Source organism: Citrobacter sp. Cpo089 (assembly GCF_030332695.1).
In the GTDB taxonomy this organism is placed as follows: Bacteria; Pseudomonadota; Gammaproteobacteria; order Enterobacterales; family Enterobacteriaceae; genus Citrobacter; species Citrobacter portucalensis.
The window spans coordinates 13,785-29,122 of sequence record NZ_JAOWHJ010000045.1; the positions used below are offsets into that span (position 1 = coordinate 13,785).

General features: G+C 53.8%; 12 protein-coding genes. 7 read left to right on the plus strand and 5 right to left on the minus strand.

The window, feature by feature from the left end; genetic code table 11:
- On the minus strand, positions 1-3,777 hold the full coding sequence (gene tamB / locus OGX92_RS07250; RefSeq protein ID WP_286586378.1) for an autotransporter assembly complex protein TamB: 3,777 nt from the start codon (positions 3,775-3,777) through the stop codon (positions 1-3).
- Positions 3,774-5,507, minus strand: a complete 1,734-nt coding sequence (tamA, locus tag OGX92_RS07255; RefSeq protein WP_003025718.1) for an autotransporter assembly complex protein TamA — start codon at positions 5,505-5,507, stop codon at positions 3,774-3,776. Before tamA ends, tamB begins: the two co-directional genes overlap by 4 nt.
- Positions 5,508-5,719: 212 nt before the next feature.
- Here tamA and msrA point away from each other — a divergent pair, with 212 nt between their 5' ends.
- Both msrA and paeA read left to right on the plus strand, forming a co-directional pair.
- Entirely contained in the window at positions 5,720-6,358 is a 639-nt protein-coding gene (gene msrA, locus OGX92_RS07260; RefSeq protein ID WP_003830412.1) for a peptide-methionine (S)-S-oxide reductase MsrA, read from the plus strand.
- A gap of 272 nt (positions 6,359-6,630) precedes the next feature.
- Positions 6,631-7,971: a polyamine export protein PaeA gene (gene paeA / locus OGX92_RS07265; protein WP_003830418.1), complete on the plus strand. Its 1,341-nt coding sequence runs from the start codon at positions 6,631-6,633 to the stop codon at positions 7,969-7,971.
- Between the two features lie 66 nt (positions 7,972-8,037).
- On the opposite strand, the gene OGX92_RS07270 is transcribed toward paeA, so the two are convergent.
- Complete coding sequence (locus OGX92_RS07270) at positions 8,038-8,244, minus strand: DUF1107 domain-containing protein (RefSeq protein ID WP_003025710.1); 207 nt, start codon at positions 8,242-8,244, stop codon at positions 8,038-8,040.
- Positions 8,245-8,572: 328 nt separating this feature from the next.
- Between OGX92_RS07270 and OGX92_RS07275 the strand changes: the two genes are divergently transcribed.
- Positions 8,573-9,130 (plus strand): YtfJ family protein, encoded by a 558-nt coding sequence (locus OGX92_RS07275; RefSeq protein WP_206160193.1) that lies wholly within the window; start codon positions 8,573-8,575, stop codon positions 9,128-9,130.
- On the opposite strand, the gene cysQ is transcribed toward OGX92_RS07275, so the two are convergent.
- A complete protein-coding gene (cysQ, locus tag OGX92_RS07280) occupies positions 9,120-9,860 on the minus strand; it encodes a 3'(2'),5'-bisphosphate nucleotidase CysQ (protein ID WP_003830423.1) in 741 nt (246 codons plus the stop codon). The genes OGX92_RS07275 and cysQ overlap by 11 nt on opposite strands.
- A gap of 188 nt (positions 9,861-10,048) precedes the next feature.
- On the opposite strand from cysQ, the gene cpdB reads away from it, so the two are divergent.
- Positions 10,049-11,992, plus strand: coding sequence for a 2',3'-cyclic-nucleotide 2'-phosphodiesterase (gene cpdB, locus OGX92_RS07285; RefSeq protein ID WP_257662243.1), 1,944 nt, complete (start codon positions 10,049-10,051; stop codon positions 11,990-11,992).
- A 47-nt stretch (positions 11,993-12,039) separates the two neighbouring features.
- Here cpdB and OGX92_RS07290 read toward each other — a convergent pair whose 3' ends face one another.
- Positions 12,040-12,420, minus strand: a complete 381-nt coding sequence (locus tag OGX92_RS07290) for a winged helix-turn-helix transcriptional regulator (protein WP_032934267.1) — start codon at positions 12,418-12,420, stop codon at positions 12,040-12,042.
- A gap of 90 nt (positions 12,421-12,510) precedes the next feature.
- Between OGX92_RS07290 and OGX92_RS07295 the strand changes: the two genes are divergently transcribed.
- The 3 genes from OGX92_RS07295 (at position 12,511) to OGX92_RS07305 (ending at position 15,307) form a co-directional block, all read left to right on the plus strand.
- Positions 12,511-13,359: an SDR family oxidoreductase gene (locus OGX92_RS07295; RefSeq protein WP_063941647.1), complete on the plus strand. Its 849-nt coding sequence runs from the start codon at positions 12,511-12,513 to the stop codon at positions 13,357-13,359.
- An 81-nt stretch (positions 13,360-13,440) separates the two neighbouring features.
- On the plus strand, positions 13,441-14,265 hold the full coding sequence (locus tag OGX92_RS07300) for an AraC family transcriptional regulator (RefSeq protein ID WP_286586379.1): 825 nt from the start codon (positions 13,441-13,443) through the stop codon (positions 14,263-14,265).
- Between the two features lie 76 nt (positions 14,266-14,341).
- On the plus strand, positions 14,342-15,307 hold the full coding sequence (locus OGX92_RS07305) for a DMT family transporter (protein ID WP_003830433.1): 966 nt from the start codon (positions 14,342-14,344) through the stop codon (positions 15,305-15,307).
- The last annotated feature ends 31 nt before the right edge of the window (positions 15,308-15,338 follow it).

Consider the following 15,338-nt stretch of genomic DNA (forward strand, 5'->3'; position numbering starts at 1 on the left):
CTAAAACTCGAACTGATAGAGCAAATCAAGTGCCTGATCTACGCCAGACACTGCTTCCAGATATAGCTTAGGCATCAGACGATAACGTAGCGTGAGTGTCGCTAAGGAGTCAAATATACCCACACCATATTTCACCTGCAGACCTGGCAGTACGTATCCGCTGACAACCACCTGAGATGAGTCGCCCACCCCTTGCGTGTCCAGTGCCAGATTGCTTACGCCAAATGTCTCCCCGATTTTACCCACAACCTGACCACTTTGTGCAACCCCCAGACCAATAAGCATTGAAGTCATCGCTGCGCTATCGCTCTGTTCGCTATCCAGCCCTTGTCCACGTAGCAGGTAGGAAAGCGCCATTTGCTGCGACATTGCCGGGTCGGAGAAGATCTCCGCCTTCGGTTCATCGGCGGTACCGGTGACGCGAACGCCAGCGATCACATCGTCTTCGGTGGCATCTGGGTTACGAATCGCTTCGATGTTGAGCAACGGCTGATCCGGCGGACCGGAGAACAACAGCTCGCCCTTACGCACAATCAGATCCTGACCATAGGCGTGGAAGCGACCGCTCGGGATATTAATTTGCCCGTTAAGCCCCAGACCTTGCTTATCCTGCACCACTTTCAGATCGCCCGTCAGACGCGCTTTCAGACCAAAGGCGTCAAGACGCACGTTGTTACCAACGTGGATGTGCAGGTTGCTGTTGATCGGAATACCGGCGGTCTGCGGTTTCTCGGGCTGCAGATTGTTGTTAAGCATGACCATATCGCTGGAAACCCCAACCGCGCTTTCCGGCAGGTCATGTACCACGATACGCGCCCACGGCACATCCACGTTGCCATCGAGAGTAAACAGGCTTGGTGTAGCTTCAAAGACCACGTCCGGCGATACATCCAGGCGGACCATCGGCGGTACGGTAATACGTACCCTGCTGCCTTTAGCCGCAACGCGCGCCCGCCAGTTGTCTATCTGACTCCAGTCGGCATCGCCGCTCAGGTTAATTTCGCCCTGCTGCGTACGCACCACGCCCGCCAGCGTTGAGCGTGTTCCGGCGAAGTTAACAGCTAACTGGCTTGGCTGCATGTCAAATGGCATGAAGTTACCGTCAATATCCAGACCGCTCAGTTGCAGCTGTCCGAGCAACTGCGGGCTTTGCACATCTCCGCCCAGCCGCAGGTTGGCGTTGATCATCCCTGCCGCTTTTTCACCGCGCGAGAAGATGGGGTTCACCATCGCCAGATTGAAGTTGCGAATATTGACGTTACCGCCCAGATTACGACGCCCTTGCGGGTCCGTTACCTGAACCTGCCCGTCAAACTGCCCGTTGTTGGTCAGACGAATCAGCCAGCCCAACTCGGCACGGTTATTGTGCAGGTCGGCGGTCAGATTCAGCGTTTCAAACGCTACGGGGAGCGGGGCATCATTCACGCTTTGCGTGACCTTGACGTTACGTCCGCTCAGGGTGACCTGCCCCTGTGGCAGCCCCTCTTTGGTGGTGTCCCAGCTCACATCAGCTTTGCCGGTGAACACACCGCTGGCCTGGGTTGTCTCCGGCATAAACGGTTTTAGCATAGCCAGGTCGAAGCGGTTAAGGTTCACCACCGCGCGACCTTCTGCACCGGCATCAATGGTTTGTGGTACGCACAGCTCCGCATTCGGGTTGTTCCAGCAGTGCGGCCCGATACTAATTTTCTGTTCCTGATTACGATAATCCAGCGCGATAGCCCGGTTGAGCGACCACGGACCGACCGGCGTCTGGAAACGGGTATTGCTTAACTCTCCTTTCCAGCGCTGTTCTTTGCGATCAAAGCTCCCGGCAAGATCCAGTTGCCCGGAAACCGGCTCACCCTGAATGCGTAACTGCAGCTCATGCTGCTTTTCACTGCCTTTGGCGTTGAGCGTCACCAGACCAATATTCACGTCAGGTTGTACAATCCGCTCTACGCGAACGTTGAGATTACCGGCGATTTGCTCGGCCGATTTCACATCGCCTTCGACGCGCACCTGAGCAACGGAAAGTTCCTGCCAGCGCAGACCACGGGCGGTAATATCCGCCAGCAGCTGTGGTGCTTCAACCGTACCGCGAACTTTTACCAGCCCTTTCGCCGTACCGCCCAGCCCCGGCAGCGCGTTATCCAGGCTTGGGGCATCAATCGTCGCGTCGAGGTTAAGGTCTTTAACCCCCAGTTCGCCTTTTACGTCCGCACTGTTACGTCCCAGCTCCAGATGCAGGCCCGGGATCGTCCACTGCAGGTAGCTATTCCCCTTCAGCGAACCGTTCACATTGACCTTGTTCTGTTTCACGTTGCCGGTCAGCTTCAGCTCCGGAACCTCCATCTGCCAGCTTCCGCCGTACAGACTGCCGCGCGTTTTCACCAGGCCATTCAGTTTTGACGGCCAGTCCGGGATCGCTTTCACGGTATTGATACCATCCAGCGTTAGCTCCCCGCGCCAGCTGATCGCCTGCTGCCAGTCCACCAGCGCTTTCAGCTCAGTTTTCCCTTCCAGCGCCGCAACGCTGAGTTTATCGAGATTGATCTGTTGCTCGTTGCCTTTGGCGTCCAGCGTGATAATAGCCGGAGGAATATCCTGACCTTTCACGGCGGTACGCATCGACAGCGTATAGTCGGTCATCTTGCCGGTCAGTTTGAGCTTGATGTCATCGGCCTGGAACTGTTTCTCACCGGTAAACGGCCAGTAAACCTGCTTACTCACCACCTCAATGTTGAGCGGCAATCCGGCTTCTGCCAGGCGCGTCTGCGCACGCAGGTCCATATCCACCGGACCAGACAGATTGACGCCGACTTCCAGCTGTTCGCGCAGCGCGCCGCCAACCTTCAGCTTCACCTTTTCGCCTTTTAACGGGTCGATGTTTAGCGTGCTGTTTAACGTAATATCAACCGACCACGTGTCGGTCAGTTGCGCCGTGCCGCTGGCTTTTACCGTTCCCTGATTCGAGTCGATATCCAGCGCGTCGAGCTTCATGTTGCCGTCTATGCTGCTCACTTTCAGCAGCATGCTATGTACCGTTAAATCCGTATCCCCAGTCACGCGCAGCTGCTCGCCGCGAAACTCTTCAATATTGAGATTGAGCGGCAGATGGACATCGGTCATTTCCGGCAGTACCGGCTTTGAGAACAGATCTTTTAGCGTTTCGCCGAGCGGCTTTTCATCCGGCTGCGGGTTTTGAATCTTCGGTTCGACAACCTCTTCCTGTGCCACTTCCGCCACTTTAGGCAGAGCAATCAGCAGCCCCTGTAATGACGTTGGCTTCAACGTCAGCGTTTTTTCCTGCCAGTTCAGGCCGGAAGTAAAATCCAGCACTGAAACCGTGGTGTCATCGATTTTGATATTGATGTTGTTCAGCGCCACGCGCGAAAGCGTGATGGGGTAAGGCGTGGAAAGATTAAGCGGACCGCTCTCTTCTTCCTCTACCGGCGCGGATGGCGGCATCTTTTTGCTGTCGATTGCCACGTTGATGTTTTTCAGCGCCAGATCGTTGACGCACAGGCTGCTGTCCCACAGACAGTTAAGCCCCACGGCCAAATGCACTTCACCAGCATTCACCGCCACGCCTGGCTGGTCGTAGCGAATATTTTTCAGTGATAGATCCCGCCAGCCGCCGGTGACCTGACCAATTTCCAGACCCGGAACCCACCGATTAGCTGCTTTGAAGATCAGATGCAGGCCCGAGGTGGTACCGACGAGGAACGCCACCGTGCCTAACAACAGCAGGATAAAAATCAGCACGCCGAGGCTTATCTTCTTCCATAAACTCATAATTCAGGCCCCAGACCGATGTAAAACTGTAAACCATGTTCATCTTTGTCGCCGACCGGGACGGCAAAGTCGAGCTTGATAGGTCCCACTGGTGATTGCCAGCGTACGCCGACCCCGGCACCGGTTTTGAAATCGCTTCGGCGAATATCGCTGACCGCTTCACCGCTATCGACAAACATCGCGCCCCACCATTTACCGGTCACGTTGTACTGGTATTCCAACGAGCCAGTTGCCAGCTTAGAGGCCCCTTTCAGCTTGCCGTCGCTGCCTTCCGGCGAAATAGATTTGTATTTGTAGCCGCGAATACTGCGATCGCCCCCGGCAAAGAAACGCAGGTCCGGCGGTACTTTGTCGAAGTCTCCGGTTTCAATCCAGCCGAGGTTGCCGCGCATCACAAAGCGATGCCTGTCGTACAGCGTGCGGATCCAGACGTTTTGCGCCTGGAAGACGGAGAAATCAACGTCTGAACCCCAGGCCGTGTTGGAGTAATCAATGGAATAACGCTGAGAGTCGCCCCAGACAGGCATCAGGCCGCCGCGTGAGCGCGTCCGGCTGATCATCACGCCCGGATAGAGCAGCATAGTGGTGTTGGTGACGTTACCCTGGGTAAAGTGGTCGAGACTCCAGCGCAGGTTAATCGCGCGCTGCCAGCCGCTGGAGAGGTCCCAGTAGCGGGAAACCGCAAGCGTTGTGGAATCCTGCTCGGTGTCGTTTAAATCGGTACGCTTAAAGCCGCCCTGTACCAGGTAATACTGTTCCAGCGGGTTCTTTAACAGCGGCATTTTATAGCTGAAATCAAGCACCTGCTCTGGCGCCGAGATACTGGCGCTGGTCGTCAGGCTATGGCCGTAGGAGTTCATCCACGGCTTTTTCCACGAGGTCTTCACCCGTGGCCCGACGTCAGTTGAATAGCCGACCCCGGTTTCGATGGTGTTTTCGGTTCGCGGTGAGACCACGCCTTTCAGCGGCAGCACTTTGGTTTTGCGGGCTTTATCAAACTCCGGTGCGACGACCACGGAATTAAACCATCCGGTCGCCGACAGACGACGGTTCAGTTCGCCCAGATCTTTCGACTCGTACTCTTCACCTTCTTTAAAGGGCACCAGATTTTGCAGATACTCATCGCGAATTTGCGAGCCTTCAAAAGTGACATGCCCAAAGCGATAGCGTTCGCCGCTGTTGTAATCGATATCCCAGAACGCCTGGCGACGCTCAAGCGCTATTCCAAGCTGGCTTTTATTAAATTCACTGTCGAAATAACCTTTACGCAGCGCCACGCTGGTGAGTGACTTTTTGAAGTTGTCATAGTCCCCCTGATTCAGCACGGTGCCGATTGCCGGGCGCGTTTTCAGCAGATCCAGATAATCTTTATCCGTACGCGCGCCACCGCGCAAAATCACCTCAGTGCCACCAATCAGCACCGGCTCGCCGGGGGTCACTTTGGCAATCAGCACCTGGCGGCCTTTCGCCGGCGGTGGACGCAGTTCAAAATCAATGGTCGGCTCAAAGTAGCCCAGCGCTTTTAGCCCTTCGCGGATGGCATCATCAACGCGCGCACGAAAGCGTCGGTCTGGAGTGACTTCATCACTTTGAATCGTGGACAGCTGCGCACGGACGTTTTTCTCCAGCGGCCCTGATAATCCTTCGACCTGTAAGCGTACATTCGCGGCGGCGGCGGAGCCACTTAAGCACAGTAATCCCACCCAACATAACTGACGGATATGTGGCACATTTTCTCCTGAATATCCTTTTTTCCCACCCCTGGAAAAAAATACTATGCCGTTCCTCGGCTTAACAAAAAATCAACAATAAGAGTTGAAAAACAGACGACAACCCAAATATTTCTTATGTTTAACTCTAGACGTATTCATGCCGTTTATTGTGGGCAAAGACGCGTCTCGTTACAACCTTAACCCAAATGACTGATTTCGGGAGAACGGCCATGAGTTTATTTGATAGAAAGCATCTTGTTACTCAAGCAGATGCGCTACCTGGACGCAACACCCCGATGCCAGTGGCAACGCTGCATGCGGTTAACCAACATTCGATGACCAATGTGCCCGACGGTATGGAGATAGCTTATTTCGCCATGGGATGCTTCTGGGGCGTTGAGCGTTTATTTTGGTCATTGCCAGGGGTCTACAGCACGGCGGCCGGGTACACCGGCGGCTACACCCCAAACCCAACCTATCGGGAAGTCTGTTCTGGCGATACCGGGCATGCCGAAGCGGTACGCATCGTCTATGACCCGCATGTTATCAGCTACGAACAACTGCTGCAGGTGTTCTGGGAAAATCACGACCCGGCTCAAGGCATGCGTCAGGGGAACGACCAGGGCACGCAGTATCGCTCCGCCATTTACCCGTTAACGCCGGAACAAACCGCCGCCGCACAGGCCAGCCTTGAGCGTTTTCAGGCAGCAATGACCGCCGCAGGCGACGAGCGCACCATTACCACGGAAATCACTACGGCAACCCCGTTCTATTATGCCGAGGACGATCACCAGCAGTATCTGCACAAAAATCCTTACGGATATTGTGGTATTGGTGGTATTGGTGTTTGCCTGCCGCCACAAGGATAATTTCCCCCTCTGGCGACTTTACAGTGCCTTACGCTATACTAGCTTCTGAATTTACCGGCTCACTTCCACGAGCCGGTTTTCAATGAATATTCCATTGGATTTATACTCTAAGGATTTCGAGTTGCAGGCAGGCGGCAAACTCGTGAATCCCCAGGAGCATAGAGAACTATGTGACTGGGGTGAATGAGTGCAGCTAACGCACCTGCAGCTTGAAAGACGACGAGTATCAACTTCTCCCTTCCGAGGATCTGACCCGAACGGTCGGATAAGATATGTTAAACAGTATTTTAGTCATTCTCTGCCTGATCGCCGTGAGTGCGTTTTTCTCGATATCTGAGATCTCGCTTGCTGCATCACGCAAAATAAAACTTAAACTGCTTGCCGATGAAGGCAACGTAAACGCACAACGTGTTTTGAAGATGCAGGAAAACCCCGGCATGTTTTTTACCGTCGTGCAAATTGGCCTTAACGCGGTCGCCATTCTCGGCGGTATCGTCGGTGATGCAGCATTCTCCCCGGCGTTTTACAGCCTTTTCTCGAAGTACTTCACTCCAGAGCTGTCCGAACAGTTAAGCTTTATTCTGTCGTTCTCGCTGGTTACTGGCCTGTTCATCCTGTTCGCGGATTTAACCCCGAAACGCATCGGTATGATTGCGCCAGAAGCTGTGGCTTTGCGTATCATCAACCCGATGCGCTTCTGCCTGCTGGTCTTCCGCCCGCTGGTATGGTTCTTTAACGGTCTGGCAAACAACATTTTCCGTCTGTTTAAGATCCCAATGGTGCGTAAAGATGACATCACCTCGGACGACATTTACGCCGTGGTCGAAGCGGGTGCGCTGGCGGGTGTTCTGCGCAAGCAGGAGCATGAGCTGATTGAAAATGTGTTCGAACTGGAATCCCGTACCGTCCCGTCTTCAATGACCTCGCGCGAGAATATTATCTGGTTCGATCTCCATGAAGATGAGCAAAGCCTGAAGAACAAGGTGGCGGAACATCCGCACTCCAAATTCCTGGTGTGTAACGAAGATATCGACCACATCATTGGTTATGTTGATTCAAAGGATCTCCTCAACCGCGTACTGGCGAACCAAAGCATGGCGCTGAACAGCGGCGTACAGATCCGCAATACGCTGATCGTCCCGGACACGCTGACGCTCTCTGAAGCGCTGGAAAGCTTCAAAACCGCAGGTGAAGACTTTGCCGTCATCATGAACGAGTACGCGCTGGTGGTGGGGATTATCACCCTCAACGACGTTATGACGACGCTGATGGGCGATCTGGTAGGTCAGGGTCTGGAAGAGCAGATTGTGGCACGTGATGAAAACTCATGGTTAGTCGACGGCGGTACACCGATTGATGACGTGATGCGCGTGCTGGATATCGACGAATTCCCGCAGTCTGGCAACTATGAAACCATTGGTGGTTTTATGATGTTCATGCTGCGTAAAATCCCGAAACGCACCGACTCGGTGAAGTATTCAGGCTACAAATTTGAAGTGGTGGATATCGATAACTACAAGATCGATCAGCTGCTGGTGACGCGTCTGGACAGCAAACCTACTGTTTTGGTACCAAAACTGCCAGATGCAAAAGAAGAGGCAAAGGCGTCTTAACGCCCTACAGAAACATCAACGGCTCCCATCAGGAGCCGTTTTTTTAACTACTGCATAGCACTTTGATCAAGCCATCTCAGTTTGCAGACGCAAGACCTGACGGTTAACTTCGGACATCACGGAAAAATGCAGTTTGTCCTTCACTTTTGGGATAAGAATCTTACCCTTATCAAATTCAAAAGCGCCTACATCCTTGATATATAACCGTCCACGAAACAGGATCTTCACGTACTTCGCCACCTGCAGCGGGTTGTATCGTTGGAAAATTTTCATTGTTGTCTCCTGCTGAGCATTACGCCTTTGCGGAACCACAATCGGTCCGACAATCCTCAGGCGCAAATTTTAATGCCCTATGACTATAGACTATCTCGTTGATGTTTCCAGCGTGTATAAGTTTATTTACCTTCAAGTTACAATTATTCAGAATTATCTTTTCAACGCTTCGCTGTCTTCAGTATAAGCCTTCATTTTTCGCAGGATTTGTGCGCCCGTCCGCAAACTGGCATCGCGCTTGCGGGAAAAAGCATCATTCGCACATATGATTAAATTCCAGACCCAAGTGGTCGGATCACCTGCAAAATAAAAGAAAGAAGGAAAAACTATGACCTTACGAAAACTGCTGGCGCTGTCGTGCCTGCTACTGCCGATGATTGCCTCCGCACATAAGTTTGAGACTGACCAGCGCGTACCGCCGGTGGGGATCGCCGATCGCGGCGAACTGATTCTCGATAACGATAAGTTTAGCTACAAAAGCTGGAATAGCGCGCAGTTGCCAGGCAAAGTGCGAATTGTGCAACACATTGCCGGACGCACCTCCGCCAAAGAGAAAAATGCGACGCTGATCGAGGCAATCAAAGCCGCCAACCTGCCTCACGACAAATACCAGACCACCACTATCGTCAACACGGATGACGCCATTCCCGGCTCCGGTATGTTTGTGCGCAGCAGTCTGGAGAGCAATAAGAAGCTCTACCCGTGGTCGCAATTCATTGTCGACAGTAATGGCATTGCGCGTAAAGCCTGGCAACTGGATGAAGAGAGCTCCGCTATCGTCGTACTCGACAAGGACGGACGCATGCAGTGGGCAAAAGATGGCGCATTAACGCAGGAAGAGGTGCAGCAGGTAATTGCCCTGCTGCACAAATTACTCAGTAAATAGAGACGCGGAAGCCGGGGTTGAGGAACGATTCACGTGGGGTGTAATCCAGAGGTTTCCCCTGCCAGTCGTGAACGTGCGCTCCGGCTGCGGCGGCAACGGCATGGCCAGCGGCGGTGTCCCACACGTTGGTTGGCCCAAAACGCGGATACAGCTGTGCGTGCCCTTCCGCCACCAGGCAGAACTTCAGCGATGAGCCAATCGAGGTGGTCTGGTGCTCACCCAACTGTTGCAGATACTCTTTTAACTCATTGTCGGCATGCGAGCGGCTAATGACCACCAGCGGCGGACGCGCGTCACGAACCTGAATTTGTTTGCGTACGCCGCACTCTTCTTTCCACGCTTTACCTTCTGCTGCGCAGTACATCACTTTCATTACCGGCGCGTAAACCACGCCCAGAACCGGCTTTCCTTTCTCGATTAGCGCAATATTGACGGTAAATTCACCGTTACGCTTAATGAACTCTTTGGTCCCGTCCAGCGGGTCCACCAGCCAGTAGCGCTGCCAATGCTGGCGAACATCCCAGCCAGGAGGCGCCTCTTCAGACAGAACCGGAATATCCGGCGTCAGCGCCAGTAATCCTTCGAGGATCACCGTATGCGCGGCGATATCTGCCGCCGTGACCGGAGAATCATCCTGCTTGCTGGTAATCTCCATCGGTTTGATTCCATCGTAGACCTGCATAATGGCATCGCCCGCGTTCCGTGCAAGCTGGCATACATGTTCTAGCATTCTCCACCTCGTTTCTGTCAGTGGTGTTAACTCGTTGTTTTACTTATACCCGATCGTCAGGGGATCCGCCAACTGTGATAGCGTCTGCGGTTTTAAACGCTATATTCATGTCATGATTCACAGTTCTGTAAGCAAGAAGATTTATATACATTTTCTTTTGTGGTTTAGATCTTAAAAGGATGCCCCTGATGATTAAGTTTAGTGCAACGCTTCTGGCAACGCTGATTGCAGCCAGCGTCAATGCCGCGACCGTCGATCTGCGTATAATGGAAACCACTGATTTGCATAGCAATATGATGGATTTCGATTATTACAAAGATACACCGACTGAAAAATTCGGTCTGGTACGTACGGCAAGTCTGATCAACGCTGCGCGTGGTGAAGTCAAAAACAGCGTGCTGGTTGATAATGGCGATCTGATTCAGGGCAGCCCGCTCGGGGATTACATGGCGGCCAAGGGGCTGAAAGCGGGCGAAACACACCCGGTATATAAGGCGCTGAATACCCTGGATTACGCGGTGGGTAACCTCGGCAACCATGAATTCAACTACGGTCTGGAGTATCTGCACAACGCGCTGGCCGGGGCGAAATTCCCTTACGTTAACGCCAATATCATCGACGTTAAGACCAAGAAGCCGCTATTTACGCCTTACTTGATCAAAGACACTGAGGTGGTCGACAAGGAAGGGAACAAGCAAACGCTGAAGATTGGCTATATCGGCTTTGTGCCACCGCAGATTATGACCTGGGATAAAGCCAACCTCAGCGGCAAAGTCACGGTGAACGACATTACGGAAACTGCACGCAAATACGTTCCGGAAATGAGAGAAAAAGGCGCCGATGTCGTGGTGGTGGTTGCTCACTCCGGGCTTTCTGCCGACCCATATCAAACGATGGCGGAAAACTCCGTTTATTACCTCAGTGAAGTACCGGGCGTGGATGCCATTATGTTTGGTCACGCTCACGCCGTCTTCCCGGGTAAAGACTTTGCCAATATTAAAGGCGCAGATATCACAAAAGGTACGCTGAATGGGGTTCCTGCTGTGATGCCGGGTATGTGGGGCGATCACCTGGGCGTGGTGGATTTAGAGCTGAATAACGACAGCGGTAAATGGCAGGTCACTCAGGCGAAAGCCGAGGCGCGCCCGATCTATGACGCCGCAGCCAAAAAATCACTGGCAGCAGAAGACAAAAAAATCGTTGAGATCCTGAAAGCCGATCACGACGCCACGCGTGAGTTTGTCAGCAAACCGATCGGTAAATCCGCCGACAACATGTACAGCTATCTGGCGCTGGTACAGGATGACCCGACCGTACAGGTGGTGAACAACGCGCAGAAAGCCTATGTGGAACACTTTATTCAGGGCGATCCGGATCTGGCAAAACTGCCGGTACTTTCCGCCGCCGCGCCGTTTAAGGTCGGTGGACGCAAGAACGATCCGGCAAGCTTCGTAGAAGTCGAAAAAGGTCAGTTAACCTTCCGTAACGCCGCTGATTTGTATCTCTATCCCAACACTCTGGTGGTGGTGAAAGCCAGCGGTAAAGAGGTGAAAGAATGGCTGGAATGTTCCGCCGGGCAGTTCAATCAGATTGATATCCACAGCAGCAAACCACAGTCGTTGATTAACTGGGATGGCTTCCGTACCTATAACTTCGACGTGATTGACGGCGTGAATTATCAGATTGATGTTTCACAACCCGCCCGCTACGACGGTGAATGTCAGACCATTAACCCGAAAGCGGAACGTATTAAAAATCTGACCTTTAACGGCAAACCAATCGATCCGAATGCCACCTTCCTCGTCGCGACCAACAACTACCGCGCCTACGGCGGTAAGTTTGCCGGAACCGGCGACAGCCACATCGCGTTTGCCTCTCCGGATGAAAACCGCTCGGTGCTGGCGGCGTGGATTGGTGCAGAGACGAAGCGTACCGGTGAAATTCACCCGGCGGCAGATAACAACTGGCGTCTGGCGCCAATTCATAGCGACACACCACTGGATATTCGCTTTGAAACATCACCGTCTGATAAAGCCGCGGCATTTATTAAAGAGAAAGGCCAGTATCCGCTGAAGAAAGTCGCGACCGATGACATCGGTTTCGCTATTTATCAGCTGGATTTAAGTAAGTAATTTTCGTGCCGGATGCGGCGCAATAGCGTCTTATCCGGCCTACAAAACTACGCAGCCCGTTCGTCCCGCTGCGCTAAAACCTGCGGCAAATTCAGTTCTATCCAGTCCGCCAGCGCGGCAACTTTATCGCTCACCTGCTCACCCAACGGCGTCAGGCTATACTCCACGTGCGGCGGTACCACCGGATACGACACCCGATTGATAAACCCGTCATGCTCTAACGCTTGCAGGGATTGCGCCAGCATCTTTTCACTGACCCCGCCCATCTTACGGCGCAAATCGCTGAAACGGTGCGTACCGTCGCGCAGCGCCACCAGAATCAACACGCCCCAGCGGCTGGTGACATGTTTTAACACCTCGCGGGAGGGACACTGTTCGGCAAACAAGTTGCCATCACGTAACTGCTGGGAGAGCGTCGAAGCTGTCATTTTCATACTAACCTTTTTGTGCGTACTTACTAAAAGTAAGTTTAGGTGTTAGCGTGATTAAACACAAGACCAATACCAAGGAGTCACTCCATGATCGCAATTACCGGCGCCACCGGCCAACTGGGCCAACATGTTATTGAATCTCTGCTGAAAACCGTTCCTGCCAGCCAGATTGTGGCAATTGTGCGTAATCCCGCTAAAGCGACGGCGCTTAGCCAGCAGGGCATTACCGTTCGTCAGGCGGATTACAGCGATGAAGCCGCCTTGACGGCTGCCTTACAGGGTATCGACAAGCTACTGCTAATCTCCTCCAGCGAAGTGGGACAACGCGCCTCGCAGCATCGCAACGTGATTAACGCAGCGAAAGCCGCGCACGTGAAATTCATCGCCTACACCAGCCTGCTGCACGCCGACACCTCCCCGCTGGGGCTGGCTGATGAGCATGTGGCAACCGAGAAGATGCTGGCTGAATCCGGTATCGCATACGCGCTGCTGCGTAACGGCTGGTACACCGAAAACTATCTCGCCAGCGCACCGGCTGCACTGGAACACGGCGTGTTTATCGGGGCTGCAGGTGAAGGCAAAATCGCCTCAGCGACCCGCGCCGACTATGCCGCTGCCGCCGCGCGCGTCATCAGTGAAGACGTTCATTCCGGTAAAACTTATGAGCTGGCGGGCGACGCAGGCTGGACCCTGAGCCAGTTGGCTGCCGAGCTGGCAAAACAGAGTGGTAAAAAAGTGGTGTATCAGAACCTGAGCGAAGCAGATTTTGCCGCCGCACTTAAAGGTGTAGGCCTGCCTGCCGGGCTGGCGGACATGCTGGCTGACTCAGACACTGGCGCCTCCAAAGGCGGTCTGTTCGACGACAGCCATACGCTGAGCAAACTGATTGGTCGCCCGACCACCTCGTTGGCTGACAGTGTCAAAGGCATCGTGTAAGTGTTAAAAATTAGTTAATTGTGGTGGCATCCCCGCGCATCCTCTCTGATAATGACAGGATGATGCGTGGGGAGAGAAAACGTGCAAGGTGTACCTGAGCAGTTTATTGATGAGAAAGACAGCGCCCGCTTTCGCCATCTGGCGCAGGTGCCGGGCGTTGAGCTGTATCATGCGCACATCTCGCGTTACGCTTTCGAGCCGCACACCCATGAAGCGTTTGGCATTGGCGCGATAGAAGTCGGAGCCGAACGTTTTCGCTATCGCGGCACGCAGTATGTTGCCCCCGCCCATTCCGTCGTCACCATGAATCCCGATGAGCTGCATACCGGCGAAGCCGAAACCGCCGACGGCTGGCGCTATCGGATGATTTATCTTGAACCCTACCTTCTGGAAGAGGTCACCGGGATCCGCCACTGGTGGTTTCATGACGTAACGCGTCACGATCCGCTGCGCTCGCGCCAGATCTGCTCGCTGATCCACAGCCTGTGGAACACGGAAGATCCGCTGACGCAAAAAGGACTCCTACTCGATCTGATCGACACGTTCCAGCCACTGGCCCGCCATGCGCCGGTATTGACGGAGGGGGCGCATCGCTTTGAACGGGTACGCGAGTATCTGCACGATAATTATATGCATCCGGTCACGCTCGACGAGCTGGCGCGGGTTGCATCGCTGAGTCCCTGGCATTTTCAGCGCCAGTTTAAATCTCATTTCCACGTCACGCCGCACCAGATGCTGATGGCGATCCGCCTATGGCGAGCCAAAGGTTTTCTCACTTACGGTATGCCCGCCGCAGAGGTCGCCGCCGCAACCGGCCTCACCGACCAGTCGCATCTCACCCGCGCGTTTACTCATCGCTACGGCATTACGCCGGTACGTTATCAGAAACAAGTCGTCCGGCGTTGATCAGCAATCTCATACAATACGGCGGCATTTTTCCTGCCTACACTCGACTCATTGTTAAACGATGTGGATGTCAAAAATGATTAGCGGTGTGTTGTATGCCCTGTTGGCCGGGCTGATGTGGGGATTAATTTTTGTTGGACCGCTGATCGTACCGGAATACCCGGCGGTATTGCAGTCGATGGGGCGTTATCTGGCGCTGGGGCTGATCGCATTGCCGATTGCCTGGCTGGGACGTGCGCGCCTGCGTCAACTTGTGCGGAAAGACTGGGTAACTGCGCTGACGCTAACAATGATGGGGAATCTGATTTATTACGTTTGCCTGGCAAGCGCCATCCAGCGCACCGGCGCACCGGTCTCCACGATGATTATTGGTACATTACCGGTGGTGATCCCGGTCTTCGCTAACCTGCTCTACAGCCAGCGTGACGGCAAATTATCATGGTGGCGTCTGTCGCCTGCGCTGGTATTGATTGGTATAGGACTGCTGTGCGTGAATATCTCGGAGCTGAATCAGGGGTTACCAGACTTTAGTGGCTGGCGTTATGGTTCCGGCATCGCGCTGGCGCTTGTCTCGGTGGTGTGTTGGGCATGGTATGCGCTGCGTAATGCCCGCTGGCTGCGCGAGAATCCGGATAAGCACCCGATGATGTGGGCGACGGCCCAGGCTCTGGTAACGTTGCCTGTTTCTCTGCTCGGTTACATTGCCGCCTGCCTGTGGCTTAACGGGCAAACGCCGGACTTCGCTCTGCCCTTTGGTCCGCGTCCGGGCGTGTTTATCGGTCTGATGATAGCCATTGCGGTATTGTGTTCGTGGGTTGGCGCATTGTGCTGGAACGTCGCCAGCCAAAAATTACCGACGGTGATCCTCGGCCCGCTGATTGTCTTCGAAACGCTGGCTGGCCTGTTGTACACCTTTATTCTGCGCGAGGAATTTCCACCTCTGCTGACGGTTAGCGGAATTGCGCTGCTGATGGTTGGGGTGGTGATAGCCGTCAGAGCCAAGCCACAGAAACCGAGCGTCGTGGTGGTTTCACAATCATAATGTGCCGGATGGCGCTGCTTATCCGGCCTAC

Excerpts from the sequence above, each read along its gene's own strand:
- OGX92_RS07305 (WP_003830433.1), top strand. The coding sequence starts at position 14,342 with ATGATTAGCGGTGTGTTGTATGCCCTGTTGGCCGGGCTGATGTGGGGA.
- OGX92_RS07275 (WP_206160193.1), top strand. The coding sequence starts at position 8,573 with ATGACCTTACGAAAACTGCTGGCGCTGTCGTGCCTGCTACTGCCGATG.
- cysQ (WP_003830423.1), bottom strand. The coding sequence starts at position 9,860 with ATGCTAGAACATGTATGCCAGCTTGCACGGAACGCGGGCGATGCCATT.
- OGX92_RS07270 (WP_003025710.1), bottom strand. The coding sequence starts at position 8,244 with ATGAAAATTTTCCAACGATACAACCCGCTGCAGGTGGCGAAGTACGTG.
- paeA (WP_003830418.1), top strand. The coding sequence starts at position 6,631 with ATGTTAAACAGTATTTTAGTCATTCTCTGCCTGATCGCCGTGAGTGCG.
- tamB (WP_286586378.1), bottom strand. The coding sequence starts at position 3,777 with ATGAGTTTATGGAAGAAGATAAGCCTCGGCGTGCTGATTTTTATCCTG.
- cpdB (WP_257662243.1), top strand. The coding sequence starts at position 10,049 with ATGATTAAGTTTAGTGCAACGCTTCTGGCAACGCTGATTGCAGCCAGC.
- OGX92_RS07290 (WP_032934267.1), bottom strand. The coding sequence starts at position 12,420 with ATGACAGCTTCGACGCTCTCCCAGCAGTTACGTGATGGCAACTTGTTT.
- msrA (WP_003830412.1), top strand. The coding sequence starts at position 5,720 with ATGAGTTTATTTGATAGAAAGCATCTTGTTACTCAAGCAGATGCGCTA.
- OGX92_RS07295 (WP_063941647.1), top strand. The coding sequence starts at position 12,511 with ATGATCGCAATTACCGGCGCCACCGGCCAACTGGGCCAACATGTTATT.